This is a genomic window from Microbispora sp. NBRC 16548 (genome assembly GCF_030268985.1).
In the GTDB taxonomy this organism is placed as follows: Bacteria; Actinomycetota; Actinomycetes; order Streptosporangiales; family Streptosporangiaceae; genus Microbispora; species Microbispora catharanthi.
The window spans coordinates 37,487-63,238 of sequence record NZ_BSSF01000003.1 but is presented as its reverse complement, the minus strand read 5'-3'; the positions used below and the strand labels follow the sequence as shown (position 1 = coordinate 63,238).

Genomic DNA, 25,752 nt, shown 5'->3' with positions numbered 1-25,752 from the left:
GATAGGTGTGTCAGCGCCCGGCGGCGCCGGTGACGTACTCGTGCAGACGCGCCGATCCTTCGAGCATGGCGACGGCCGTGGATGCGAGGACGGCGCCGCGTTCGGCGAGGGCGGCGCGCAGCGCCTCGGTGCTGCCGGTGCGGCGCAGGCCGTCGAGCACGTCTCCGATCCGCGCCAGCGGATACCGTCCCTGCCGCAGCATGTGGATCATGCGGGCGTCGCGGACCTCGGCCGGGCCGTACCACCGGTAGCCGGTGCCGGGCTCGCGCTGCGGCGTCAGCAGCCCGGCGGCCTCCCACACCCGCAACGCCGAGGTGCGTACGCCGAGGAGGGCGGCCACCTCCCCGACGCGCAGGGCGGACTGCGGCGCGGCCGGGCCGCCGGGATCCTGCCCGGCCACCGCTTCGAGCGCCTCCCCCGTCGCCCGCAGGGCGAGCCGCTGCTGGTGCAGCGCGGCGTGGCAGGCGTCCACGAGGGCGAGCGCGCCCGTCAGGTCGCCGTCGTGCACGGCCAGCATGATCGTGCGGGCGGCCTCCCACCCGTACCCCTTGGCCAGCGCCCGGTAGGCGAGCAGGGCCTCGCGGTGCCGCGTGTCGAACCTGCGGTAGCCGGCGGCCGTCCGCTCGGCAGGCGGGAGGATTCCCGCGTCGGCGTAGTTGCGGATCTGCTGGGTGGAGACTCCTGCCTCCCGCGCCAGATCGACCGGGCGCAGCGCCCTGTGACTCACCTGTGGCTCACCGGACTTGAGGCTTCGGGTCGCATCCGCTCATGATAAGCGCCTGCGAGTCTCAAGTGCCGCTCGTCAGGTGACGGCCCGGCGCAGGGCGTAGACGGCGGCGCCGGCCGCCAGCACGGCGGCACCGGAGACCACCGAGGACAGCGGCAGGGCGAAGGCCAGGATCAGGCACCCGGCCAGGCCGACGGCGGGCACGGCACGCGGCGGCCGTCCCTCATCGCGGCCGAGAGTCCAGGCGCTGGCGTTGGCGACGGCGTAGTAGACCAGCACGCCGAAGGAGGAGAACCCGATCGCGCCCCGCAGGTCCGCCGTCGCGGCCAGGATCGCCACGACCGCGCCGACGGCCAGCTCGGCGCGGTGGGGCACCGCGAAGCGCGGGTGGACGGCGGCGAGCGCGTGCGGCAGGTGCCGGTCGCGTGCCATGGCGAGCGTGGTGCGGGACACCCCGAGGATCAGCGCGAGCAGCGAGCCGGTCGCGGCGAGCGCGGCGCCCGCCCGTACGACCGGGGCCAGGCCGGGCATCCCGGCCTCCCGCACGACGGCGGCCAGGGGTGCGGCCGCGTCGCCCAGGGCCGCGCCGCCCAGCACGGCGAGCGCGGACACCCCGACCGCCGCGTAGACGACCAGGGTGAGCCCGAGCGCGAGCGGAATCGCGCGGGGGATGGTCCGCGCCGGGTCGCGCACCTCCTCGCCGAGGGTGGCGATGCGGGCGTAACCGGCGAAGGCGAAGAACAGCAGGCCCGCCGCCTGCAACACCCCGCCGGCGGTGGCGTCGGCTCCGACGTCCAGCCGGCCCGGGTCCGCGGCGCCGGAGGTCAGGCCCGCGATCACCACGGCGGCCAGGACCGCGAGGACCACCCCGACAATGAAGCGGGTGAGCCAGGCGCTCTTGTGGATCCCCGCGTAGTTGACCGCGGTCAGCGACACCACGGCCGCCGCCGCCACCGCGTGGGCCTGCTCCGGCCACACGTAGGAGCCGACGGTCAGCGCCATCGCCGCACACGAGGCGATCTTACCGACCACGAACGCCCACCCCGCCAGGTAGCCCCAGAAGTCCCCCAGCCGCTCCCGCCCGTACACGTAGGTGCCGCCGGAGGCGGGGTAGCGCGCGGCCAGCCGGGCCGAGGAGGTCGCGTTGCAGTAGGCGACCACCGCGGCCGCCGCCAGCCCGAGCAGCAGTCCGGAGCCGGCCGCCCGCGCCGCCGGCGACAGGGCGGCGAAGATCCCCGCGCCGATCATCGAACCCAGCCCGATGACCACGGCGTCGGACAGGCCCAGCCGACGCTCCAGCGGTCCCTGCCCAGCGCGGGCCGGTGTGCCCATGGCCACCTCCAGTGACATCGATCACCGTACTTCCCGGCCTGCGAGTGCGGACCGGCCGGGCGTTCCGTCTCAGGGCCACAGGCGGTGCCGCGCCCAGCCGGCCTCCTCGCGCGTGTAGCGCAGACGGGTGTGCCGGCGGTCGCGGTCGGCCTGCCAGAACTCGACTTCCTCTCCCGGCGCCCGTTCCGGATACGCCACGAGGCTGCGGCCCCGGAGCCCGCCTCTTCGGCAGTGTTCCATCAAATGGGTTTGATGTATTGTCCGGGTCATGGCGTCGTCCGAGCAAGCCCTTCCGGCGTTCGTGCGCCTGGCCGCCCACACGCTGCGCTGGCGGCTGTTGACCGAGCTCGCGGCGGGCGACCTGCGGGTCCGCGAGCTGATGACGCTGGTCGGGGCGCCGCAGAATCTGGTCTCCTACCACCTGCGGCTGCTGCGCGACGGCGGCCTGGTCACCGCCACACGCAGCAGCCGCGACGGCCGCGACAGCTACTACCGGCTCAACCTGGACCGCTGCGCCCAGGCCCTGGCAGGCGCCGGGGCCGCCCTGCATCCCGCACTGCGCGGCGTCCCCGAGCCGCCGGCGCCTCCGCCGCGGTGGCCCCGTCTCTCGGTGCTGTTCGCCTGCACGGGAAACAGCGCCCGCTCACCGATCGCCGAAGCTCTGCTGCGCCATCACACCGCCGGTCGCGTGACCGTGACCAGCGCCGGCAGCCGGCCCGCGGCACGGGTGCACCCGCATGCCGTACGCGTGCTGCGTGAGCAGTACGGCATCGACATCGCCGACCGGCGTCCCCGCCATCTGGACACGCTGCGCGGCCGCCGGTTCGACTACGTCATCACCCTGTGCGACAGGGTCCGCGAAGCCTGCCCCGAGTTCGGCGACCACGCGCGGCGGATCCACTGGAGCACCCCCGATCCGGCTGCGGCGGGCCGGTCGGAGCAGGACGTCCATGCCGCGCTCGGCCGAGCGGCGGCGGACATCGACACGCGCGTCCGTTACCTACTGCCTGTCCTGGCTCAGACTCCGGAGGCTCACTCATGACGGCGACCGACCACTACGCCTGCGTCCGCTACATCGTCGACGACGTCCAGGCGGCCGTCGGCTTCTACACCGCCCATCTCGGCTTCACCCTGAACAGCAGCGCCGCACCCGCCTTCGCCGACGTGGTACGCGGGCCGCTGCGGCTGCTGCTGTCCGGACCCGCCAGCTCCGGCGCCCGCGCCACACCGGCCGAGGCCACCGGCGCGGGCCGCAACCGCATCCAGCTGGTCGTCGACGACCTGGACGCCGAGATCGGCCGGCTGCACGCCGCGGGCCTGTCGTTCCACGGCGAGGTGGTCACCGGCCCCGGCGGCCGGCAGATCCTGCTCCCCGACCCCGCCGGCAATCTCGTCGAACTGTTCGAGCCCGCCAATCGGTCCTGACCTCGGCCGGCCAGGCTGATCGCGTGACACGGATCGCCAGGCGAAGCGTTTACCCGCGCCGCCGCGTGGCGTCCGGCCGTGCGGGGGAGTCTCCGATCGCGTACGAGCACGCGGGCGGCGCCCGACGACCGGGCGAGGACGGAGACGGCGTGGACGATCGTGATTCACCGGCGGTGCGCCGCCGCGACCTGCTTGGCCTGTCCGCCGCCGCCCTCGCGGGGGCGGCGGCCGTCACGGCCCCCGCCGCGGCGGCCGCGCCGCGAGCCCCTGAACAGGAGGCGGAGGTGACTCCGCCCGAGGACCTCATGCGCGAGCACGGCGTGCTGAAGCGTCTCCTGCTCGTCTACCGGGAGGGCATCAGGCGGATCGAGGGCGGCGAGCGGGCGCCCACACAGCCGCTGAACGCCGCCGCCCGCATCATCCGCGGCTTCATCGAGGACTACCACGAGCACCTGGAGGAGAAGTACGTCTTCCCCCGGCTGCGCGAGGCCGGCAGGCTCACCGGCACCGTCTCGGTCCTGCTGCTGCAGCACCGCCGAGGACGCGAGCTGACCGGGCGCATCCTCACCGCCACCCGGCATACCAGGGGGGCCAGGGCCGCCCACACCCTGGTCGCCGACATGGCGGCGTTCGTCCGCATGTACGAGCCGCACGAGGCGCGGGAGGACACGGTGGTGTTCCCCGCCTTCCGTGAGGTCGTGCCCGCCAAGGAGTTCCTCCGCCTGGCCGAGGTCTTCGAAGACGAAGAGCACCGGCGTTTCGGGCCGCGCGGCTTCGAAGGGGTGGTCGACCAGGTCGCCGATATCGAGAAGGCGCTCGGCATCTACGACCTGTCCCGCTTCACTCCCCCCGGATGACGCGTCCCCATCCCCTGAAGCGGCGGAGCCTCAGCGACGGAGGCGGCATCCGGGGCGGGCGGCGCCGTGGGAGCGGTTCGAAATGCGGGCGCTGCGCCTGGCTGCGGTCGGCGTCGGGTCACCACTGGCTGATGAGCGGCGTGTCCGGTCCGTGCCGCCGCCAGGCTTCGGTGAGGCGGACCAGGCGGGTGGGGGCGGCGATGCCGCGCACGGTCGCGATCTTGCCACCCGTGATGTCGAAGGTCACGGCGCCGATGACGTGGTCGCCGATCACGAAGAGGACGGCGGGGGCGCCGTTGACGAGCGCGTAGTGGATGGCGGGCGTGCCGCCGGCAAATCGCCGCTTGGCGGGTGTGGGTCTGAAGCCGGCCCGTACGACGGCGGCGATGCGCTGCGGAGCGTCGTAGCGCAGCAGCTTCTCGGCCAGGCCGGCGCCGTCGGAGATCGCGGTCGCGTCGTCGGTGAGCAGCGCCACCAGCCGTTCGGTGCGGCCCGAGGAGGCAGCGGCGAGGAATTCCTCGACGACCCTGCGGGCGGATGCCGGGTCGACTTCGCCGCCGCGGCGCGCGGCGGTGATGCGGCGCCGGGCCCGGTGGAGGTGCTGCTGGCTCGCGCACTCGGTGATGTCGAGGATCTCTGCGATCTCGGCGTGGCTGTAGGAGAACGCTTCGCGCAGGACGTAGACGGCCCGCTCGAAGGGCGACAGGCGCTCCATGAGCGTCAGCACGGCCAGGGAGACCGATTCGCGCTGCTCGAACGAGTCGGCCGGGCCGAGCATCGGGTCGCCGTCGAGGAGCGGTTCGGGCAGCCAGGCGCCGGCGGTGCGTTCGCGGCGGACTCGCGCCGAGCGGAGCCGGTCGAGGCACAGGTTGGTGACGACCTTGGCCAGCCATGCTTCCGGCACCTTGATCCGTTGCTGGTCCGCGGTCTGCCAGTGCAGGAACGCGTCCTGCACGACGTCCTCGGCGTCGGCGGCGGAGCCCAGCAGCCGGTAGGCCAGTGAGGCCAGCCGGCTCCGGCCGGCCTCGAACCGGCCGGTGCCGAAGCGATCAGTGGCGGTGCTGTCCACGCGGACCACCCTTCAGAAGTGAGTCAGGGGCCGGTAGGCGCGTTCGTCACGGCGCGGCGGCCGGGCGGTGCTTGCGCTTGGGCACGCCGAAGGTCGGGTGCGAGGTGGCCCACAGCGACATCTTGAGGATGCCCGCCTTGATCCGCGCGGGCTTCCGGCCGCCCATGTACTTCGGCTTTGCTCGCCCTTCGTCGTCGACCATCTGCAGGATCCCGTCCCGCCGCCCGAGGCTGATGTGGTTGTACGTGTAGACCAGCTTGGTGTTCGCGATCTTGCGGCCGGTCAGGCCTCCCACGATCGCCTCGACAGCCTGCCGGCCGGTGTAGCCGGCCGAAGCGCAGGACATCGGCAGCGGCCGGCCGTTGTCGCCGATGGCGTACGCGCTGTCGCCGACGGCGTAGATGTTCGGGTGCGAGACCGACCGCATGATGCGATCGACGACGATCTGACCGTTCTCGGTGACGTCCAGCCCGCCGGCGGCGGCGATGGGGTCGACCGCGAACCCGGCCGTCCAGACGGTTGCGTCGGACGCCAGGGCGGTGCCGTCGGCGCACAGCACCCGCGTCGCTTCGACGGCTTCGACGCTGGTGTACTCCAGGACGGTGACGCCCAGCCGGTCGCAGGCATGGCGCAGGTGGCTGCGGGCCCCGGCGGAGAGCCGGCCGCCCAGCTCGCCGCGGGCGACCAGCGCCACCGACAGGCCGGGCCGGGATTCGGCGATCTCGGTGGCGGTCTCGATGCCGGTCAACCCGTCGCCGACGACCACGACGCGCCCGCCTTCGTCCCGCCTGCCCAGGCTGTCCAGGCTGTCCAGGCGCTCGCGCAGGCGCAGTGCCGAGGGCCTGGCGGCGACGTCGAAGGCGTGCTCGGCCGCGCCGGGGACAGTGCGGTCGGCACCGTGACTGCCGAGCGCGTACAAAAGCGTGTCGTAGCCGAGTTCGACGCCGCCGGCGGCGTCGGCCACGGCGACGACCTGGCGCTCGGGGTCGACGGCGGTGACGCGGGCCACGCGCAGCCGTATCCCCGTGCCCGCGAAGACGTCGGCGAGCTTCGGAGCCTCGACGTCCTGGCCGGCCGCCAACTGATGCAGCCGCATTCGCTGGACGAAGTCCGGCACGGCGTTGACCACGGTGATCTCGGTGTTCGCCGGGGACAGCCGGCGGGCCAGGGTCCCGGCCACGTAGGCCCCGGCATAGCCGGCGCCGAGGACGACGATGTGGTGCTTCATGTGACGCTCCTGTCGGTTCGCTCGCTCTCGGTGAGTTGAGCGGAACGTCGCCCCGATTGCTGACAGGAACTGCGTGTGGCATGGGTCACAGAGCGGCAGGAGCGTCGCCCAGCGATGCTCACGACGCCGAGGCGGCGCAGAAGGTCCAGGTCGACGTCCATGTCCAGCCGGAAGTCCGGCTGACCGCGATCCGGCCGTGGGACGGTGTCGCCGGGACTCCGGCCGGCTCGTCAGGCGTCGTCACCCAGGTGGGCGGCGCGGGCGTTGAGGTAGCGCCGGCGCGGCAGGCTCGCCGCCCGCCGGGCCGCCGCCAGGTAGGCCTCGCGTGCCGCCGCCCGCTTTCCGGCCATCTCCAGCAGGTGCGCGCGCACCGCGGGCAGGCGGTGGTCACGGGCCAGCCGTTCGTCACCCTCCAGCCCGTCGAGCAGGTCCAGCCCCGCCCGCGGGCCCCGGCTCATCGCCACCGCGACCGCGTGGTTCAGCAGCGTCACGGGGTTGTCCGACATCCCCGTCAGCACCTCGTACAGCGCGGCGATCTGCGGCCAATCGGTCGTGTCCGCGCTCTGCGCCTCGTCGTGCAGGGCGGCGATCGCCGCCTGGACCTGATAGGGCCCGGGCGCACCCCGCGCCAGGGCCGCGTCGACCAGCACCACGCCCTCGGCGATGCGGGCGGCGTCCCACAGGGTCCGGTCCTGCTCGGCCATCGGAATCGGCGTGCCGTCCGGGGTGGTGCGCGCGGCGCGACGTGCGTCGGTGAGCAGCATGAGCGCGAGCAACCCGGCCGCCTCGCCGTCGTCCGGCAGCAGCCGGTGGACGATGCGGGCCAGCCGGATCGCCTCGGCGGTCAGATCCTCACGGCGAAGCCCGGCCTCCCCGGCGTACCCCTCGGTGAAGACCAGGTAGAGCACGTGGAGGACGGCGCTGAGGCGCGCGTCGCGGCCGGCTCGCGCTGGCATGCCGAACGGGAGGCCGCTGTCCCTGATGCGTCGCTTGGCCCGGGTGATGCGGCGGGTCATGGTCGCCTCCGGCACCAGGAACGCCCGGGCGATCTGCGCGGTGGTCAGGCCGCCGACCGCGCGGAGGGTGAGGGCGATCTGCGAGGCGGGCGACAGCGCGGGATGGCAGCACATGAACAGCAGGATCAGCGTGTCGTCGGACCCGGACGTGGACGCGTCCGCGGCGGGCGCGAGCCGCCACTCGGGAAGCGCCCGCCTGCCGGCGGCGTCCTCCCGTTCGCGCCGGGCCTGCTCGGCGCGCAGCAGGTCGGTGAGCCTGCGGGCGGCGACGGTGACGAGCCAGCCCAGCGGGTTATCCGGCAGGCCGTCCTCCGGCCAGCGGACGGCGGCGGCGAGCAGCGCCTCCTGCACGGCGTCCTCCGCGGTGTCGAAGTGGCCGTACCGTCGCACGAGCGCGCCGAGGACCCGCGGCGCCAGGCCGCGCAGCAGGTCCTCGGCCTCGCCGCGAGGCGTCGTCACAGCTCCAGCTCGGCCTGCGACTCGGCGATCGGACGCACGTCCACGTACCACTCGTGCGCCAGAGCCGCGTCCTCGGGATGCGGGGTGTGCGCCAGGCACGCGGCGATCTGCGTCGCCCGGTCGAAGCTGTCGCACTCGACGATCGTGTAGCCCGCCAGGACCTCCTCGGTCTCGGCGTACGGGCCGTCGGTGACGACGGGGACGCCCTCACGCAGCCGGATCCTGCGAGCGTGGACAGGGGCGGTCAGGCCCTGGGCGTCGACGAACTCCCCCGACTTCACCAGGTCGTCGTTCCACTCCGTCATGAACGCGTGCATGGCCGCGGCGTCCTCGGCCGACCAGGCGGGTCCGTGGCCCGGCCGTCCCGCCAGCTCGTCGTAGTCCCGCTGCGAGCCGTACAGCATGATCATGTACTTCACGGTTCGTTCCTCTCCGGCGGGCATCTTCGGCACCGCTTCACCAAGGACGTCGAAGCCGGCCCCCGGATCCGGACACACCCGTGAGCACGAAAGACCGTCCGGCCACTGTGCCGGAGCGGCCGCGGGCCCTGTCAAGCGGGGAAACGCCGGGAAAGTTTCACGCGCGGGCACGGGGGCCGTGCCCCGGAGCAGCGCGCACTCCCCCGCCGGACGGCACGCAGGGCCGGACCGTTGGCGCGCGCGGCTCCCGTTGATCAGTGTGTGCGGCATGACGTACTGGGCAGGCGCGGCGCGGATCGCGGCCGTCGCGGCATCGATCGTGCTGCTCTCACCGGCGCTCCCGGCGGCGGGTGTGGCGGGCCTCTCCTCGGGCCGGAATCCGCAGCAGAATCCCCTGCAGGACCCACAGCGGGATCCACAGCGGGATCCGCGCCGGCATCCGACGCGGGATCTGCGCTGGGGCGGCTGCGCGGGCGTCGACGATCCCGCCCTGCGCTGCGCCGAGGTCACCGTGCCGCTTGACCACCGCCGTCCCCGCGGCCGGACGATCACGATCGCGATCTCGCGGCTGCCCGCGACCGACCCAGCCCGGCGCCGCGGCGTGCTGCTCACCACCGGAGGCGGCCCCGGCGGGCCGGGCGTGCCGCTGCCGTCGAGCCTGGCACCCCTGCTGTCCCCCGAGGTGCGGGCGCGCTACGACCTGATCGGCTTCGACATCCGATTCGTCGAGCGGAGCACGCCCATCGGCTGCGGCCGGGAGGTGGAGGAGCCCGGCGGCTACTGGGTCCGCACCGCCACCCCCGGAAGCTTCCCGGCCGACGCGGCCGAGGCCCGCGCGTACGCCCGCGACTGCGTGCGCGCCGCCGGGTGGGCCCTGCCGTACGCAACCACGGCGAACGCCGCCAGGGACATGGACGTCATCCGGGCCGCGCTCGGCGAGGAGAAGATCTCCTACCTCGGCGGATCGTACGCGGGGATGCTCGGGGCGGTCTATGCCGCCTTGTTCCCCGGCAGGGTGGACAGGTTCGTGCTGGACAGCCCGGTCAACCCGGACAACGCGTGGCGGCCGTACGAACTGGACCGCACCCCGGCGTTCGAGGCCGGGACGGGCGCCTTCGCCGCCTGGACGGCCGAGCGAAACGCCGTGTACGGCCTCGGCGGCACGGCGCGGGAGGTCACCGACGCCGTCGCGGGGCTGATCCGGCGCGCCGCGACGGCCCCGCTCGTCGTCGGGGGTCACGCCTGGACGTCGGGCGAACTGGGGACGCTGCTCGTGGCGGGCATCTATGACGAGCGCTCCTTCGGGCTGGTCGCTGCGGCGTTCGCCGATATCGCCGCCGGGCGGGAGCCCTACGTGCCGTTCCCCGTCCGCCCGCTGCCGCCCGCCGGGGTGCCCGGCGTCCCGGCCGACAACCACACGGCGACCAACATGGCCTACCGGTGCGGGGACGGCCCCTGGCCGCGTGACCCCCGCGACTACCAGCGTGATCTCGCCTCCTATAGCGCACGGTATCCGCTGTTCGGCCCGGCCAACGCCAACATCACGCCGTGCGCCTTCTGGCCCCGGATCAAGGACGAGCCGGTGCGGCTGCCGGCCGACCGGGCGCCCGGTGTCCTGGTGACCGCCGCGCTGCGGGACGTGGCGGCGCCGGTGGCCAACAGCCGCGCCGTGGCGGCGGGCATCCGGGGCTCGCGCCTGGTCACCATCGACGCGCACACCCACGCGCCGTACCCCGCCTTCGGCGACGCCTGCCTCAACGGCCAGGTCGACGCCTTCCTCACCACCGGGACGCTCCCGCCCGCCGACGTCGCCTGCTGACCCCGTCGGCCCGGGTCGGCCCGGCACAGGGCGCCGCCCCTCCGCGGAAATGGGCTGAACACCGCCGCATAGCCCCCATCCCCGGAACAGCTCGCGGAACACCTGCAGCGTTGTCTGCCCCATGCCGCGATTTCTCGCCGGCTGCCACCGTCGGTTGCGGCCGTGACACGACCATGACACGGCGCGGACGAGGCGGGGACACGGCTGGCCGACAGTGAGTGGGGTCGGCGGGCGAACCGCGGGTGAGTACCCGAGCGTGCGGCGAAGTCCGGCGGCATCCGGCGAAGGTGATCACGAAAAGGAGAAGGCGTTGGTGAATGACGGAGAATGGGACCGGCGTTCGGTGTTGCGGGGCGCCGCGGTGCTGGCCGGTGCGGCCGCGACGGCGCCGCTGTTAGGCGGGGCGGCCACGGCGCTGGCGGGCAGCGGTGACGCGGACGCGCTGTTCAAGGCCGGGAAGTTCGAGCAAGCCGGCCGCGCGTACGAGGAGATTCTGAAGACAGACCCCACGAACCTGCACGCGGCCCGACGGCGCGGCTATGTAGCGCTACTGGCCAACAAGTTCCCCGACGCCGAAAAATACCTCAAGATGGCCGTCGAGCTGGCACCCGACGACAAGGACGCCAACTACTTCCTGGCCGACTGCTACATCCGGCAGGACAAATTCTCCCTGTCCGCACCACACTGGCAAGCAGCCGGCGAGGACAGCTACGCCAAGTGGTTCGCGGCGGCCAGCGGGGAGCCGTATCAGATCCACGGCGACATCGCGCGTATGCCGTTCCAGCAGATGGACCCGATTCCGCTGGTGGAGGCCTCGGTCAACGGCGGGCCGCCGAAGCGCTTCATGTTCTACACCGGCGCCCCGAATCTGAGCATGCGCGCGTCGGTGGCAAAGGAGGCCGGGCTGAGCCCGGTCGCCAGTCAGAAGATCGAGTACGAGAACGACACCATATGGGCGTACTACGGGGTGCTGGACTCCTTCAAGCTGGGCGGCATCGAACTGCGCAACGTACCCGTGGGCTGGTCGTCGACGGAGTCGGGCGAGGATGTCGACACTGACAGCGACGGCCTGATCGGCACGTGGGTCTTCTACCACTTGCTGACCACCTTCGACTACGCGGGGCGGTCGCTGATCCTGCGCCGCCGGACCCCCGAAACGGCCGGGAAGGCACGCGCTGACGCCATACGGGCGGGTGCCAAACCCCTGCCGCTGTGGCTGGCCCGTGAGCAATATCTGCACAGCAGGGGCAGCGTCGCCGGCGTCGCCGGCTCCGCCACAGGGGTGGTGGGCGTGAACTTCGGTGGAACGGGCGAGATGGCCGCGGTCGTGTTCGGGGACACTGCCAAGCATCTGGGGATCCGCACCGACTACGACCGCCCGATCGGGACTTTTGCCCACAGCCACCCGGCCGTCACCTACCCCTGCTACCCGAAGGAGATCCGCCTCGGCGACGCCACCGCCGAGGAGATCTACTGCGAGAACCACCCAGGGGCCGAGCTCGCCCCCTTGGGGTTCGACGTGCCGACCGCCTTCTTCCACTGCTTCTACAAGCCCTACAACGTCACTCTCGACTTCACCGACATGAACCTCTACATCGCCCGCGGTAAGGCCACCTGATCAGCGCGACTGCACGGGCGTCATGAGAGCAGTCTCGCCCGTGGCCGCCCTGGTGATGTCCGCGGTGGCGTTGGTGATCCCGCCGTTCGCCGTCATCATCGCCAACCGCGGTGACGTCGCGACTGACGTGGGGCCGATCCCGCGGGCGTACCGGCGCCTCGATCAGCGGGTGAGGAGGGCGCGCAGGGCCCCGGCGACGCCGGCCGGGTCCTCCTCGGCCATGAAGTGCCCGCATTTGACCGTCGTGTGCACCAGGTCGGAGGCCCAGGCGTCCCACAGCGCCTCGGCGTCGTACCCGAGGGCGGCTCCCCAGTCCTGCTGGAGCACGGTCACCGGCATCCGCAGCCGGTTCCCCGCCTCCCGGTCCACCCGGTCGTGGTCCACGTCGATCCCCGCCGACGCGCGGTAGTCCGCCACGATCGAGGGCACCGCCGCACGGCAGGCGTCCAGGTAGGCGGCGCGTACGCCGGCGGGGATCGCCTCGCGGTCGAGGGTCCAGACGTCGAGGAAGTGGCCGGAGAAGGCGTCCGCGCTCGCGCCGATCATCCGCTCGGGCAGGCCGGGCGGCTGGGCCATCAGGTACAGGTGGAATCCGACGGCGGCGCCTGCGCCGTGCATCACCTCCCACATGTTCAGCGTGGGCAGCACGTCGAGGCACGCCAGGTGACTGATCGAGGCCGGGTGGTCGAGCCCGGCGCGGAAGGCGACCAGCGCGCCGCGGTCGTGCCCGGCCAGCGCGAACCGCTCATGTCCCAGCGCTCGCGCCAGGGCGACGACGTCGGCGGCCATCGTGCGCTTGGAATAGGTCTCGCGACCGGCCTCGGCCGGTTTGTCGCTGGCGCCGTAGCCGCGCAGGTCGGGACAGATCACGGTGTGGTCGGCGGCGAGGTCGGCGGCGACGTGCCGCCACATCAGGTGGGTCTGGGGGAAGCCGTGCAGCAGCAGGATCGGGCTCCCCGACCCGGCGACGGCCGCGTTCAGCGACACACCGTCGGCGACCGGCACGCGAAGGTAGTCGAAACCGGGAAGGACAGGCGCCATCACGCGCCCCCCTTTCTGTGCGGGATCAGATGCCCCCAGGCTGCCGGGCGTGAATGAGCATCCGATCAGCGCGCTACCGTGGCAGTGGCTTTGACCTGGGGGTACGCGCGGAAAGGGGGCCGCAGATGGGCATCGCGTTCGGAGTGCTGGGGCCGGTGACGGCCTGGGACCGCACCGGCGGCGCGATCGCCCTGAAGGGGCCGCGGCACCGCGCGGTGCTGGCCCGGCTGATCGTCGCCCGCGGCCGCGTCGTCCCGGTCACCCGCCTGATCGACGACCTGTGGGACGGACCGCCGGCGGGCGCGGTCGGGGCTGTGCGGACGTTCGTCGCGGCGCTGCGCCGCGCGCTGGAACCCGGCCGGCCGCCCCGCACCCCCGCACGGCTGCTGGTCACCGAGGGACCGGGGTACGCGCTGCGGGCCGGCGCCGACGCGGTGGACGCCTGGCGCTTCGAACACGCGGTGGCCGCCGCCGCGGATCTGTCCCCCGAAGACGGGCTCGGACGGCTGGAGGAGGCGCTGGGGTGGTGGCGCGGCCCCGCCTACGCGGAGTTCGCCGACCAGGACTGGGCCCGCGCCGAGCGCTCCCGCCTGGCCGAGCTCCGGCTGCACGCGGTCGAGCGTCACGCGGAGATGCGGCTGGCCCTGGGACGGGCGGCCGAGGCGGTGCCCGACCTGGACGCGCACGCGGCCGGGCACCCCTGGCGGGAGGAGGCATGGCGGCTGCTCGCGCTCGCGCTGTACCGCAGCGGGCGGCAGGGCGATGCTCTCGCCGTGCTGCGCCGGGCGCGGGCACTGCTGGTGGACGAGCTGGGAGTGGACCCGGGCCCGGGGCTGCGCCGCCTGGAGACCGACATCCTGCGTCAGGCCGATCACCTCGACTCCTCGGTGCGCGGCGCGGCCGACCGGGTATGGGCCGAGGCGACCGCCGCCTACGACCGCGCGGTCGCATCCGGGGCGCGGGCCCGCCTTGAGACGACGGCAGGACTGCTGCGCGATCTCGCCGTGACCGGGGGCGGCGGCCTGCGGGCGGCGCGCGAGCACCGCGTGGCCGCCGTCGAGGCGGCCGAGGAACTCGGCGACGCGGAGCTGACCGCCAGGGTGATCGGCGCCTTCGACGTCCCGGCCATCTGGACCCGGTCCGACGACCCCGGGCAGGCGGCGCGCATCGTGGCGGCGGCCGGGCGCACGCTGGCCGCCCTGGTCCCCGGTCACGAGGCCGCCGGTCACGAGGCGGCCCGGGCCCGCCTGATGGCCACGATCGCGCTGGAGTCGCGCGGCGACCGCTCCGGCCGGGGGCCGCGGGCGGCGCGGCAGGCCGAGGAGATCGCCCGCCGCCTGAACGACCCCGCGCTGCTGGCGTTCGCGTTGAGCGGCCTGTTCATGCAGACCTTCGATCGAACGGGCCTGGCCGCCCGCCGCGACGAGATCGGCGCCGAACTGGTGGAGCTGTCCGCCCGGCACGGCCTGGTCACCTTCGAGGTGCTCGGGCATCTCATCCGGATACAGGCCAGGTCGGCGCTCGCGGACTTCACGACCGCCGACGCCCACGCCGCCGAGGCCGAGCGCCTGGCCGTACGGCACGAGCGGCCCCTGGTGGGCGTGTTCACCGCGTGGTATCGGGCGCTGCGCCTGGACGCGACCGGCCGGGCGACGGTGGAGGAGGCCGAGGCCGCCTACCGGGAGGCCGCCGCCCGGCTGGACGGCGCCGGCATGCCCGGCATGGAGCGCGGCCTGCTGCCGCTCGCGTTGCTGTGCCTGCGCCTGCGGCACGGGCAGCCCCCGCCCGACGTCGAACATGCCGATTGGGGGCCGTACGCGCCGTGGGCCCGGCCTCTGGTGCTGCTGGCGCGCGACCGCCGCGCCGAGGCGGCCGCAGCGCTGCGCGCCCTGCCCGAGCCGCCGCGCGACCTGCTGACGGAGGCCCTGTGGTGCCTCGCCGCCCGGGCGGCCCTCACACTCGGGGACCGCACGACGATGGAACGCGCCCACGCCGCGCTGCTGCCCGCCGCGGGCGAGCTGGCCGGGGCGGGCAGCGGCGTGCTGACGCTCGGTCCGGTGGCCGCGCACCTGGACGACCTCGCCGCGGCTCTCGGCCGACCAGCGGCCGAACACCGGCAGGGCGTCGCCACCGGCACCGTCGAAGACGGCATGAGCCCTGATGCGTGAGCCGCCGGGCCGACGACCGGCCTGCCCTCCATGAGCCCGCACACCGGGCGTCGTTCAGCCCGCGGCGGCGACGGGCTCGTGCCGGAGGATGCACGTGTAGAGGCGGTGGAATTGCCGGCTGGGAACGAGCCCGAGTTCCTCACCGAGCACCTCGCGGGCCCGATGGAGCGTGCCAAGTGCCGCCGCCGGGTCTCCCGACTCCCATAGCGCTTGAGCAAGGAGGAGGTAGGGGCGCTCCCACAATGGATGGGCCGTGATCAACCTCCGAAGGTCTCCGAGAAGATGACGGGCGGGTTCACGGTGGAGCCGGAGCTCACACAGATCCACCTCGGCTTCGGCTCTCAGCGCGTCCAGCCCGGCGAGATGCTCGCGAAGGAGCCGGGACCCTGTCACGTCTTCGCCGGCCCGCCCCTGCCACAGGGCTGACGCGGCGGCGAGCATACTGATCGCCCGGCTCTGATCGCCATCCCGGAGAGCGGCGCGGGCGTGCGCGAGGTGCGTAGTGAACACGGTGACATCGAGCTCATCAGCTTCAAGGACGAGTTCGTAAGCGCTGCTCCCTCCGCCTCCTCCCCCGCGGATTGTGATCAACCGCTCTGAGCAGCCGTGCTCGGCAAGACGAGTGCGCAGAATCGAAAAATGCTGTCGTAGGTTGGCTTCCGCGGACTTGGGTGGATCATCCCAGAGCAGGCCGATCAAATTCTCCCTGGCCGACCGTCGTCCCACCCTCAGAAGAAGTGCCGCCAGCAGTGTCCGCGCCATGGGTGGCAAGGCAATCGCGCCCCCGCCATCCGCATTGACACCGACAGGACCAAGTAATACGAAGCGCAGCATCCACTACCCACTCGTATGCGATTGATTGCCGCGCCGATCTTCCCAGATGTTCACTGGCCCCACAATCCCGTTTACAATGCGTCAGCATGTCATCACAGATCGCGATGTTACGGCCAAAGCCGAGCATATGCGTTATCGATGCAGCTCTTATGCGATCCATTTCATACCGTTCCATCCGGACAAAGCAATGGAATCGGCCAAGTTGTGCGGGCGTAGTGTCCATGACCCGACTCTGGCACCGATCCGCCGGGGCGCGAACGCATGAGGAGATGACCACCCTGATGACATCTGCGAAATTGGCACGAGCGGGGCTTGCCGTAGCCGTCGCCTGGACGGCTGTGGCCATGTCGCTGTCCGCGCCCGCCCAAGCAGCCACAACCAGTTGCGGCTCGGGCAGCATCGGCGACCCCAGCGCTTATGACATGACCGACATCGCATCTCCCCTGGTTCGGGACGGGACTTCGTCGCGTACCTATTCGAGCTACAACTACATGCACTTCCAGGTCAACACGGGGACGAACGCCGCGACCGGGCGGAGGTACGGCTGGGCGAAGCTGTACAACGACGCGATCGGCAACACCTGGATGAATTCGCGCCTTCGTACGATCTGGTGGGCTGAATCCACCGGCCAGTCCGACTACTACTGCGGATGGAACGGCGCCTCGTATCGGACAGTGACCGACCTGTCCTACGGCGCATACACGAACACCGTATGGAAGTCCACGGCGAGTTACATCGGGTCGGCGTTCCAGAGCTCCTACTGCACTACCGATGAATGCACGGGAGGGTTCAGCTACTACCCCTGGGAATGGTCGACGTACATGCTCACATTCTGACCGGTAAGTCGTCATCGCGTACTGCAGAGGATTAGAAATCATGAAAAGGAAATCAATGAAGATTGCCGCCTGCTGCACGATCGTTGTGGCGGCCGGCCTGGCGGCGTCCACACAACTCTCTTTCTCCGCGTCCGCCACCAGTGCGCCGCAGGTGCGGACAGCGGCGGACCTGAGCCTTCCACTGGACCGGTTCGACTTGTCGAGCGACGAGCAGTCCATCGTGCAGGAGGCTCGGTTCAAGCTGCTCAAGGCCTGCATGAGAACCTTCGACGCCCAACTTGCCCCGCCGGAGGTGAGCCCGGTCCGAGTGCCCAGGAACGCGGCGTACCTGCAGTGGCTGGGGCACTACGAGGTCACCAAGTACGGGTACGCCGGTCCGCCCGGTCTCGCTGAGGAGATCGATGCGGCGCAGGACGGCCGTCGCGGCTTCGCGGTGTCCAGGGCCAGCATGCAGGTCCTGAAGGGCCAGGTGAAGGAAGCCGCGGGCCGGGACGTTCCAGCAGGTGGCTGTGACGGCCGCGTCGCCGGGCTGCTTGATTCGTCCGGCGGAGATCTTGTGGGCTCCGCTCTCCCGGTGGGCGGAGAACAGCGACTCTACGAGTGGGCGGACGAGGCGGCCGAGGCGGGTAACGATCCACGACTGCACGAGGCCGAAGCCGTTTGGAGCGCCTGCATGAAGGATGCGGGATTCGATTACGCGACGCCCATCAAGGCACAACTCGATCCGCGGTGGGCGGTGACGGTCAACAATGATGACAACCCACCCCCTCGCGGCACGGCGGACGAAATCCGAACGGCCGTCGCTGACGAGAAGTGCCGGATCTCGACCAACTACTACGGCGCGCGGAAGGCGATCTACTCGGAGTATCAGGAGAAGCTGATCGCCGAGCACCGCACTGAACTCGATGCAATCAGGTCACGAAACAGTGCCCGGCTCGAGAATGCGCAGAAGTATCTCCGCGGCGGACTGAAGCTTCCCTCGATCTGGTAGGTAGGCAGCGGACGCTTATGCCGTAGCCGGGGGCGAGGTGGAAACATTCCCGCCTCGCCCATCTGCTGTACAAGGGCGGGTGGAAGGAACGAACGAGGCAAGGGTCGGCTCACCTGGCCAGTGCGGCTGACCATGGAAGGGCTCGCGCGAAATTCGCGAGCCTTCGTGCACGTGCCTGAATCAACTCCGAGAGCCCGCGGAGATCGGATCGCCCAAGGCGCATTTAATCCCCCGAGGGAAAACGTGGCCCGGATCCAGTTGATCCGTGCGCACCGACCCGGCACAAGGGCTTGCCCACTGACAGCGCGAGCGGGCGCCGGCGGGCTGCGACTCAGAGCTCTGGTCAGAGGTGCGGACATGCGCAGCGCTCACTATCCGAGACAGGGGAGCAAATGATCAAAAGCGGCGGATTACTCGCTCGAATCACAGTCCTCGCCTCGTTGGCGCCTCTGTTTTTGACGGTCGCTCCCATTGCCTCCGCTGAATCCAGTCCTGATCGGCCTCCAGGGGTGAGCCCGAGCGCCGGATCAGCTGATGACACAGCCGCGGAGGCGTCCGCCGGCCGATCTCCGAGCGGTTTCGTGGACAGCCCCCGCCGTGACCGCGTGCTGGGCACAGGCTGGCGTGAGTCGACGGATGTGGCGGTGGCGACCGCTGGAGACGGGTCGGGGTTTCACGTGCTCATGGCGCGGGCGCGTGATGGGTACGAATGGCGGACGCTGGCGACTTTGAGTGAGCCGGGCATGGACAGTGACCAATGGATCGGGAACGCGTGCCTGACCGGGACCGGCAAGCAGGTGATGGTCGTCTACGCTCCGCGGCACTTCACCAACCGGCCGGAGTTGTTCGCGCGAGGCGCCTTCGCGGCGATGGTGGATGTGGACAGCGGCGCGGTGAAAAAGCTGTCGGATCAAGGCACCCTGGCGTACTTCAACCCGGGCTGCGGAGCCGGGGACACAGTGGCGCTGACGCAGGGCGCCACCCAGGAGCATCCCACCACTCGATTGGTGACAGTGTCGGCCGACAGTGGAAAGAGCGCCGGTGCCATGGTGGTATCAGGCCAGCTGTCTTCGGCGGTGCCCTACGAGGGTGGCGTGGTGGCCGCTCGAGGTCCGGAACTGGTAGCCGTCTCCAAGGACGGGAAGGTTCGCACTCTCGCCAAGGCGGGATCGGTCCCCTTCGACGTGCACGTGGACGCTCAGGGCGGGGTCGCGTTTGCCGAGCAGGTCGCCGGTCGTGTCACCGCCCGCTACTACCACCAGGGCAAAGTCCGCACAGTGGCCGAGGGTTCGCTCGGTGAGTTGTCGATCCGTGCGGGATCCGGCGGCCGGGTTTTCCTGGTCGGTGAGGCCGACAAGCTCCATGACCTGCCGGCGAGGATGAGCGTGCTGGCGGCGGCGCAGGGCCAGGTCTCCTCACAGGGCGAGCTGGTGGTGCAGAGCGCGGCCCGTCGGGGGCTGCGCGCAGGCGTGGCGGGCGATCCCCGAGACTCCCGGATCGCCGGGGTGAGCGCGCCGGTTCCCGGAGCAGAGCCGGTCGAGGTGGCGGCGCAGGTGCCCGCGACACGGACGAAGGTGGACTTCGAGGTTCCCCTCGCGACGATCCAGGATCCCAAGAGCTCCACCGGTAACCTGATCAATCCCCGGCTGGGCCGAGTGAGGGGTGCCAGAACCCAAGCCGGTCAGATGCGGCGCGTCGGCGCGGCCCGCGCCGGCGATACCGCAGGCGAGACAACGGCCACCGCCTCGGCCTCGACGTCCTCGGCGGCGGCCGACGACTCGGTGGATGAGGGATACACCTGTGCGGTGCCCCGCAATGATCCGCGCCTTCAGGTCTATCAGCCTCACTGGCGGCAGGTGGAGTGGGCGGTCGACCAGCTGGTGCAGAAGCGTCTGACGCTGAAACGTGAGCAGAACTGGAAAAAGCTGGGATTGCCGGAGTGGTCGCCGCAGGCGATGTTCCCCGCGGAGGACCTGAAGGGCGGAGGCCGGGTGCCGACCAACATCATGCTGGGCATTCTGGCCCAGGAGTCGAATCTGTGGCAGGCACAGCGCAGGGCGTCCGAAGGCGAGACCGGCAACCCTCTGGTCGGCAACTACTACGGTGTCAACATTTACGACGATGATCCTTCCAACGACTGGGCCATCGACTTCTCCAAGGCCGACTGCGGGTACGGCATTTCACAGCAGACCGACGGCATGCGCAAGGCGGACGCCCACACTCCCGAAGACGCAGTCAAGCAGAAGGCCGTGGCTCTCGACTACGTCACCAACATCGCAGCCGGGCTACGCACCCTGACGCAGAAGTGGAATCAGATCTACGACGACACAGCCGGCGCGATGAAGGCCAACGACGGAAACGCAGCCAAGCTGGAGAACTGGTACTTCGCGATCTGGGCCTACAACTCCGGCTGGCATCCCAAAGCCGCCGCCAACGGTAACGATGAGAACGGGCAGCCCAACAACGGTGCGTGGGGCCTGGGCTGGACCAACAACCCCTCGAACTCCTTCTGGCGGCCGGGACGTCATCCCTACCTCGATGGCAACACCTACCAGGACGCCGCCACCCCGCAGTACTGGCCCTACCAGGAGAAGGTCCTGGGCTGGGCCGCCTGGCCCATCACCAAGAGCTACTACGACGCCAACGGCGCTCTTCAGGAGCAGGCCGGCTACAACGCCGCTTGGTGGAACAGCTCCAGCTACCGCACCCAGATCGTCCCCACCATCGATCTCCTCGTCGACGCCAGCGCTTTCTGCGTAGCCGGCACCGCCGGCAACGAATGCCAGCCGGCGCCAGGAGCGCCCAGCGCCCAGCCGGGCACCTGCACCCGCGCCGATTTCAAGTGCTGGTGGCACCTGTCGAAGATCTGGAAGACCAACTGCGCGACGATGTGTGGGAACGAAGGCAACATCCGCTACTCCGATCCGAGTTGGGCCGGCACCGAGCGCGAAGAGCCCACCGACTACTGGTCCCCCTGCTACACCCCCGGCCTGCCCTCCGGCGCGCTGATCGTCGACGACGTGCCCAGCAGCGTCCCCGCCATCCGCGGCGGCTGCGACAACAGCGCCTGGACCAACTCGGGCACCTTCTCCCTGCGGTTCGGACGCGACGCCGCTGGCAAGGTCCCTGCCAAGGCCGACTTCCAGCAACTCGGCAACGGCTTCGGCGGGCACCAATGGTTCGGCTATGCCCGCGACAGCACACACAACGGCGCCGTCATGCGCATCGTCGGCACCTGGACGCTCAACCAGCAGATCAACGGGACCGCGAAGGTCCTTGTCCACCTGCCCGACCACTACGGCTACACCCAGCGGGCACGCTATGACGTCCTCACCGCGCGCGGCATACGATCCCGGGTGATTTCCCAGCGGCCGGTCAAGACGAACCCCGCCCAGAAGGTGAACCGCTGGGTCGAGCTCGGGGTCTTCACCTTCGCGGGCACGCCGAAAGTCTCCCTCAGCACGATGACGATGACGGGCACCGGCGACGAGAGCGTCGTCTTCGACGCCGTGGCGTTCGTCCCCGTCACCTGCCCCTGAGCCCCCTGGTCACATCTCTCTCCTTAGGCGGAGCACTTGTTGTCCTCACCTGGACGCCGTCGGCGTGCACGGACGGCGATACTGATGGTGGCCGGCATGCTGGCGGCCCTCCTGTCGACGCCCGGCGCCGCGACGGCCGCCCCCACTCCCACTCCCCCGCCCGCTGCGCAGGTAGCAGCGCCCCCTACACCCCAGCCACCCGCCCGTCCGTATCACCGGACCGAGCGCAAGGAAAGCGAACTCCACCGGAAACTGAGGGGGAAGAGGCCCGACTTCGGGCCGGATGACCCCGTCTCCCACGCCTGGGCCGGCCGGAAGATCTCGGACGAGGAGTATCTGAGACTCGCCGTCCAGCGCATCGCCGAGCCTGGCAAGCTCCCGCAGGAGTACCGCGCCGAGGGCGGCCTGTCCGAATCGGCGGGGCTGGCGCTCGGACACGCGATGTCGCTACGAGACCGGAAGGCCACGGACGCGAACTCCGCGATCGACAAGCAGCTGTCCGTCGTCGCGACGCAGTCCGCCGGCGCGTCCACGGGCTGGACCGACTGCGAGCCGATGAGCTGGTCCTATCTCCTTCATGTCTTCGACTGCAAGCGGTCGTACATCTTGCATTCGAAGGTGTTCAACATCTTCTACAGCATCTCCGGGGTGAACGGCTTCACCGGCGTGCCTGCGGTCGACAGCAACACCAACGGTGTGCCGGACGCCATCGACGAGTTCATCGACGACTTGTCGACGGCGTGGAACACTTACATGTCATGGGGATATGAGTTTCCCGGTGATTATGTCAGCGTGTATTTCGGTTTCAACGAGAACCAGAATCCGGGACTGACGCTGCCCTTCGGTGATCATTTGTTCGATGACACAGAGGGCTCCATAATCCTTCTCCCCTCGGATCCGGGCGCCGACAGATACCGCTACCTGGCCTACCACGAGTTCTTCCACGTGATGCAGTACCACTTCATCCCGACGCTCAACCTGCTCCTCGACCTGCCCTCCGTGAACTGGTGGATGGAGGCGTCGGCCGAGTGGGCAACGCACCGCATGTTCAACCTGACGGCTCCCACCGCACCGGGGTGGGATACCTACGCCAACGGCCTGCCTCTCTTCCTCAGCGAGCCGTACAAGGCGATCAATTCCAGCACCTGGCCATGGGAGCCGTTCAAGCGGCAGTACGGCGCCTTCATCTTGGCGCAGTACCTGACCGAGCAGACTGACGTGAACTTCGTCCTGCACACCTGGGAGTCGATGGGGATTACCCGGCTCCCTCTGGAGGCCATACAGGACGTGGTGGAGGACTATGGCCTCGACATGGAAAAGGCGCTGCTCGGTTTCTGGGTGGCGAACTATCGGTTGAACGTGGACGCGCCCGATCTGAGCAGATACCTGGGCTCGCCCGTGGGATACCGCGACCCGGACGCCCAGATCCTGTGGGCAGTGAGGCTGCAGGACAACCGGCCCGCACGAGCAGCGGAACACACCCTGCTCGTGGGCGGCTCCACCAACGGGACAACCGCGATTTACCCGGGCGGCGCCGCCTATCTCGAGATCACCGGGCCGTCCACGACCCAGAGTGTGCTCACGATGCATCTCACCCAGGGAAGTCCGGACGCGGACCTGCGGTATCTACTGGTGAGCTGGCCGACCGGCCCTGGCGGTCCGTCCGACACACCGTCTCACTGGAGCCGGTCCACCGGCGACGGCGACATCAGCATCAGCCTGGAACCCGGCGAGGTCGCAACCTTGATAGCGGTGCGAACCGACCTGATGGGAAATGCCGGCGACGCCGACGACGCTCTGATCCCGATCAACTGGAGCGCCTCCGTCGCCCAGGGCGGACCCCGGCCCACCAGCACCCTCAACACCATGTGGTCCAACCGATCGGCCTCAGCCGGCTGCGCCGATTGGAGCGGCGGCGACGCCGTCCAATCGACCCCGCTACCCGAGGGAGGCCGGGCATGGTTCTTCTCCGACACCTTCCTCGGCGATCCGAGCAAACAGTCACCCGGCACCGAGGTCAGCTACCTCCGCAACTCCATCGTGGTCCAGCAGGGTTCCACCCTGCGCACGATCACCGGTGGGCGCACCTGCCAAGAGACGAACACCAACGCAGATGACTGGGATCGATACGCGAAAACGCCTGCGGGCGAAGGCGCACAATACTGGACCGGAGACGCCAAGCTCCTCACCGACGCCATCGGGGTTCCAGACTTGGTGAAGTTCTACTACGAGGGCGTCGGGGACGAGAACACCCGCGCCGCCTATGCCCGCTTCTCCCACACCGATCTGCTGAACACCAACACGGCGAACGTCGTACCGACAAGGCTCCAGGACTGCTTCGTCAGGCAGGGTTACCCCGTTATCTGGGGAGCCTCCTTACTGGATCAGGCCGGGATGACCTACATCTACGGATGGGAGGCGGATGCGGCGAGCGCGGACAAGACGCTCTACCTCGCACGAACGGCGAGCACGGCGGATCCGGCCGACCAGACCCGCTGGCAGTACTTCGCGGGGACGGCCGCCGACGGATCGGCACAGTGGTCCCCGTCCTGCAGCGCTTCCACGCCACTCCAGCCCAAGTCCGAAGTCGACTTCAGTGTCGTCTACCTCAACGAACGGTTCTGGCTGGTGCGTCACACACCCGCCTCACAGGCACCCGGAAAGATCGTCGCGATGCCCGCCACGACCCCATGGGGCTTCGGCTCGGACCAAGTGGACCTTTATACTCCTCCAGAGACCAAGACCAACCCCAGATATTCATCCGTGTACGGAGCACGCGTGCATGTGAACGCCCTCCCGGACAGGAGCAGGGTCGTCATCTCCTACACCGTGAGCACGAGCGCGACGGATCTGACCTGCTGGATCAGAGGATCCTCCTTCCCGGACATCTATCAGCCGCGGTTCTTCGACGTGCCCACATCGGCGTTCTTCTCCAAGAACACGTAGCCGGCAGAGACGAGGACAAGTGGCATCACGCGCGAGCCGCTTGCGCATTCGGCCGCTGGCCGGGGCGGTGGTCCTGGTGACCCTCACCCTGGCCGCGTGCCAGCCCTACCGGGACGAGATCTTCATGATCGTCAATGAGACCGGCGAGAACGTCGTGGTCACCTGGGACGGCGGCGTGTACGCCAGACTTCCTCCCGGCCGATCCACTGAAACCATTCCGCCGCCAAACCGCTGCCGGGTCACTCCCCTGCCCGACGACCGGTTCACCGCGACGACGGAGACCGGGAAGCGCTACACCTACGGGCGGCCCATGTGCCCCGGAGAGACCTGGCACATCCGCGAGAAGACCCCGGGCTCGCCACCCGCCTCGACCGGCGACAGGAGGACACCCTAGGGCCTGTCTCAAAGCCTGGCTAGCCAGTCGTCTATCGCGGTTATGTGGACGACGGCTTGATAGCGGACGGCGAGTTTGTCGTACCTGGTCGCGATGGCACGGTGGCGTTTGAGCCGGTTGATGCCGCATTCCACGGCATGACGGGCGCGGTAGTCGCGGGCGTCGAAGGTGAAGGGACGTCCGCCGCGGCTGCCGCGCCGTAGGCGCGCGGCGATGCGATCGGCTGGTTCGGGGATGGTGCACCTGATCCCGCGACTGCGTAGGTGGGCGCGGATCGCCCGGGAGGAGTAGGCCTTGTCGGCGCGGACGACCTCAGGCCGGGTGCGGGGCCGGCCGGGCCCGAGCCGGGGAACGCGGATGCCGGCCATGACCGCCTCGAACTGTGGGGCATCGCCCCGCTGACCGGCGGTCAGCACCAGCGACAGCAGTCGTTGGCCCTGCTCGCAGGCCAGGTGCAGCTTGGTCGACAGGCCACCGCGTGAGCGTCCCAGCGCGTGGTCGGCCGGCTCGGTGCTCACTCCGCCCGGTGGTTCGGCCTGCAGACGCGGATCGCGCCGGGCGCCTGCCGCGTGCTGGTGGGCCCGCACGATGGTGGAGTCCACCCCGACCTGCCAGATGATGAGTTCGGCGGCGTCGGCCAGGGCCTGCATCCGGGTGAGGAGTTTCTGCCAGACACCGGCACGCTGCCAGCGGCGGAACAGGGCGTACACCGCTTGCCAGGAGCCGTAGCACTCCGGCACGTCCCGCCAGGGAGCGCCGACCCGTACCCGCCACCGGATCCCGTCGATCAGCTGCCGCTTGGTCCACTTCGACGGCCGCCCTGGTCTTTTCGGCGCGGGCAGCAGCGGCTCCAGCCGCGCCCACTGCGCATCGGTCAGGTCGAACCGCCTCGTCACCGCTAAGGTGGCCAACGAGGTCTCCGGTGTTCAGGTTTTTCTTGGTCGATGAACCGTCTACCGGAGACCTCACTGCTTGTCCGGGCACGACACGCCGTCACTCAGCGGACTTCGAAACTGGACCTAGCCGCCGGCAAG

At 70.4% G+C, this 25,752-nt stretch carries 21 protein-coding genes; 11 read left to right on the top strand and 10 right to left on the bottom strand.

Annotated elements, in window-relative coordinates:
- Positions 1-10: 10 nt before the first annotated feature.
- The 3 genes from QSK36_RS08105 to QSK36_RS08095 all read right to left on the bottom strand — a co-directional run bounded on the left by QSK36_RS08105 (position 11) and on the right by QSK36_RS08095 (position 2,257).
- Positions 11-727 carry a MerR family transcriptional regulator gene (locus QSK36_RS08105; RefSeq protein WP_285781895.1) on the bottom strand — a complete coding sequence of 239 codons (717 nt, stop codon included), beginning with the start codon at positions 725-727 and terminating at the stop codon, positions 11-13.
- 75 nt (positions 728-802) lie between these two features.
- Positions 803-2,077: an APC family permease gene (locus QSK36_RS08100; RefSeq protein ID WP_285781894.1), complete on the bottom strand. Its 1,275-nt coding sequence runs from the start codon at positions 2,075-2,077 to the stop codon at positions 803-805.
- A 51-nt stretch (positions 2,078-2,128) separates the two neighbouring features.
- Positions 2,129-2,257 (bottom strand): pyridoxine 5'-phosphate oxidase C-terminal domain-containing protein, encoded by a 129-nt coding sequence (locus QSK36_RS08095; RefSeq protein ID WP_502883292.1) that lies wholly within the window; start codon positions 2,255-2,257, stop codon positions 2,129-2,131.
- Between the two features lie 70 nt (positions 2,258-2,327).
- Here QSK36_RS08095 and QSK36_RS08090 point away from each other — a divergent pair, with 70 nt between their 5' ends.
- From QSK36_RS08090 to QSK36_RS08080, 3 genes are all read left to right on the top strand, one after another.
- On the top strand, positions 2,328-3,101 hold the full coding sequence (locus QSK36_RS08090) for an arsenate reductase/protein-tyrosine-phosphatase family protein (RefSeq protein ID WP_285781893.1): 774 nt from the start codon (positions 2,328-2,330) through the stop codon (positions 3,099-3,101).
- Positions 3,098-3,484, top strand: a complete 387-nt coding sequence (locus QSK36_RS08085; RefSeq protein WP_285781892.1) for a VOC family protein — start codon at positions 3,098-3,100, stop codon at positions 3,482-3,484. The genes QSK36_RS08090 and QSK36_RS08085 overlap by 4 nt, the downstream gene beginning before the upstream one ends.
- A gap of 149 nt (positions 3,485-3,633) precedes the next feature.
- The gene (locus QSK36_RS08080; protein WP_183532467.1) at positions 3,634-4,341 is read left to right on the top strand and encodes a hemerythrin domain-containing protein; all 708 of its coding nucleotides are present in this window, start codon (positions 3,634-3,636) and stop codon (positions 4,339-4,341) included.
- A gap of 118 nt (positions 4,342-4,459) precedes the next feature.
- Here the strand turns inward: QSK36_RS08080 and QSK36_RS08075 are convergent, their stop codons facing one another.
- The 4 genes from QSK36_RS08075 to QSK36_RS08060 form a co-directional block, all read right to left on the bottom strand.
- Positions 4,460-5,410, bottom strand: a complete 951-nt coding sequence (locus QSK36_RS08075) for a sigma-70 family RNA polymerase sigma factor (RefSeq protein WP_183532478.1) — start codon at positions 5,408-5,410, stop codon at positions 4,460-4,462.
- A gap of 46 nt (positions 5,411-5,456) precedes the next feature.
- Positions 5,457-6,638, bottom strand: a complete 1,182-nt coding sequence (locus QSK36_RS08070; RefSeq protein WP_285781891.1) for an NAD(P)/FAD-dependent oxidoreductase — start codon at positions 6,636-6,638, stop codon at positions 5,457-5,459.
- 230 nt (positions 6,639-6,868) lie between these two features.
- Entirely contained in the window at positions 6,869-8,113 is a 1,245-nt protein-coding gene (locus QSK36_RS08065) for an RNA polymerase sigma factor (RefSeq protein ID WP_285781890.1), read from the bottom strand.
- A complete protein-coding gene (locus QSK36_RS08060; RefSeq protein WP_285782298.1) occupies positions 8,110-8,523 on the bottom strand; it encodes a YciI family protein in 414 nt (137 codons plus the stop codon). The genes QSK36_RS08065 and QSK36_RS08060 overlap by 4 nt, the downstream gene beginning before the upstream one ends.
- A gap of 277 nt (positions 8,524-8,800) precedes the next feature.
- Here QSK36_RS08060 and QSK36_RS08055 point away from each other — a divergent pair, with 277 nt between their 5' ends.
- Positions 8,801-10,351 (top strand): alpha/beta fold hydrolase, encoded by a 1,551-nt coding sequence (locus QSK36_RS08055; RefSeq protein WP_285781889.1) that lies wholly within the window; start codon positions 8,801-8,803, stop codon positions 10,349-10,351.
- A 256-nt stretch (positions 10,352-10,607) separates the two neighbouring features.
- Positions 10,608-11,969 (top strand): tetratricopeptide repeat protein, encoded by a 1,362-nt coding sequence (locus QSK36_RS08050; protein WP_285781888.1) that lies wholly within the window; start codon positions 10,608-10,610, stop codon positions 11,967-11,969.
- 162 nt (positions 11,970-12,131) lie between these two features.
- On the opposite strand, the gene QSK36_RS08045 is transcribed toward QSK36_RS08050, so the two are convergent.
- Positions 12,132-13,010 carry an alpha/beta fold hydrolase gene (locus tag QSK36_RS08045; RefSeq protein ID WP_285782297.1) on the bottom strand — a complete coding sequence of 293 codons (879 nt, stop codon included), beginning with the start codon at positions 13,008-13,010 and terminating at the stop codon, positions 12,132-12,134.
- 125 nt (positions 13,011-13,135) lie between these two features.
- On the opposite strand from QSK36_RS08045, the gene QSK36_RS08040 reads away from it, so the two are divergent.
- The gene (locus QSK36_RS08040; RefSeq protein WP_285781887.1) at positions 13,136-15,178 is read left to right on the top strand and encodes an AfsR/SARP family transcriptional regulator; all 2,043 of its coding nucleotides are present in this window, start codon (positions 13,136-13,138) and stop codon (positions 15,176-15,178) included.
- 54 nt (positions 15,179-15,232) lie between these two features.
- Here the strand turns inward: QSK36_RS08040 and QSK36_RS08035 are convergent, their stop codons facing one another.
- Positions 15,233-16,012 (bottom strand): AfsR/SARP family transcriptional regulator, encoded by a 780-nt coding sequence (locus QSK36_RS08035; protein WP_183532492.1) that lies wholly within the window; start codon positions 16,010-16,012, stop codon positions 15,233-15,235.
- A gap of 269 nt (positions 16,013-16,281) precedes the next feature.
- Between QSK36_RS08035 and QSK36_RS08030 the strand changes: the two genes are divergently transcribed.
- The 5 genes from QSK36_RS08030 to QSK36_RS08010 all read left to right on the top strand — a co-directional run bounded on the left by QSK36_RS08030 (position 16,282) and on the right by QSK36_RS08010 (position 24,718).
- Positions 16,282-16,848, top strand: coding sequence for a hypothetical protein (locus QSK36_RS08030; protein ID WP_183532494.1), 567 nt, complete (start codon positions 16,282-16,284; stop codon positions 16,846-16,848).
- Positions 16,849-16,903: 55 nt separating this feature from the next.
- Positions 16,904-17,839 carry a hypothetical protein gene (locus tag QSK36_RS08025; protein ID WP_285781886.1) on the top strand — a complete coding sequence of 312 codons (936 nt, stop codon included), beginning with the start codon at positions 16,904-16,906 and terminating at the stop codon, positions 17,837-17,839.
- A gap of 605 nt (positions 17,840-18,444) precedes the next feature.
- The gene (locus QSK36_RS08020; protein WP_285781885.1) at positions 18,445-21,378 is read left to right on the top strand and encodes a golvesin C-terminal-like domain-containing protein; all 2,934 of its coding nucleotides are present in this window, start codon (positions 18,445-18,447) and stop codon (positions 21,376-21,378) included.
- Positions 21,379-21,474: 96 nt separating this feature from the next.
- A complete protein-coding gene (locus QSK36_RS08015) occupies positions 21,475-24,324 on the top strand; it encodes a DUF5005 domain-containing protein (RefSeq protein ID WP_285781884.1) in 2,850 nt (949 codons plus the stop codon).
- A gap of 40 nt (positions 24,325-24,364) precedes the next feature.
- A complete protein-coding gene (locus QSK36_RS08010; protein ID WP_285781883.1) occupies positions 24,365-24,718 on the top strand; it encodes a hypothetical protein in 354 nt (117 codons plus the stop codon).
- Positions 24,719-24,726: 8 nt separating this feature from the next.
- Here QSK36_RS08010 and QSK36_RS08005 read toward each other — a convergent pair whose 3' ends face one another.
- A complete protein-coding gene (locus tag QSK36_RS08005; protein ID WP_285781882.1) occupies positions 24,727-25,629 on the bottom strand; it encodes an IS5 family transposase in 903 nt (300 codons plus the stop codon).
- Positions 25,630-25,752 lie beyond the last annotated feature (123 nt).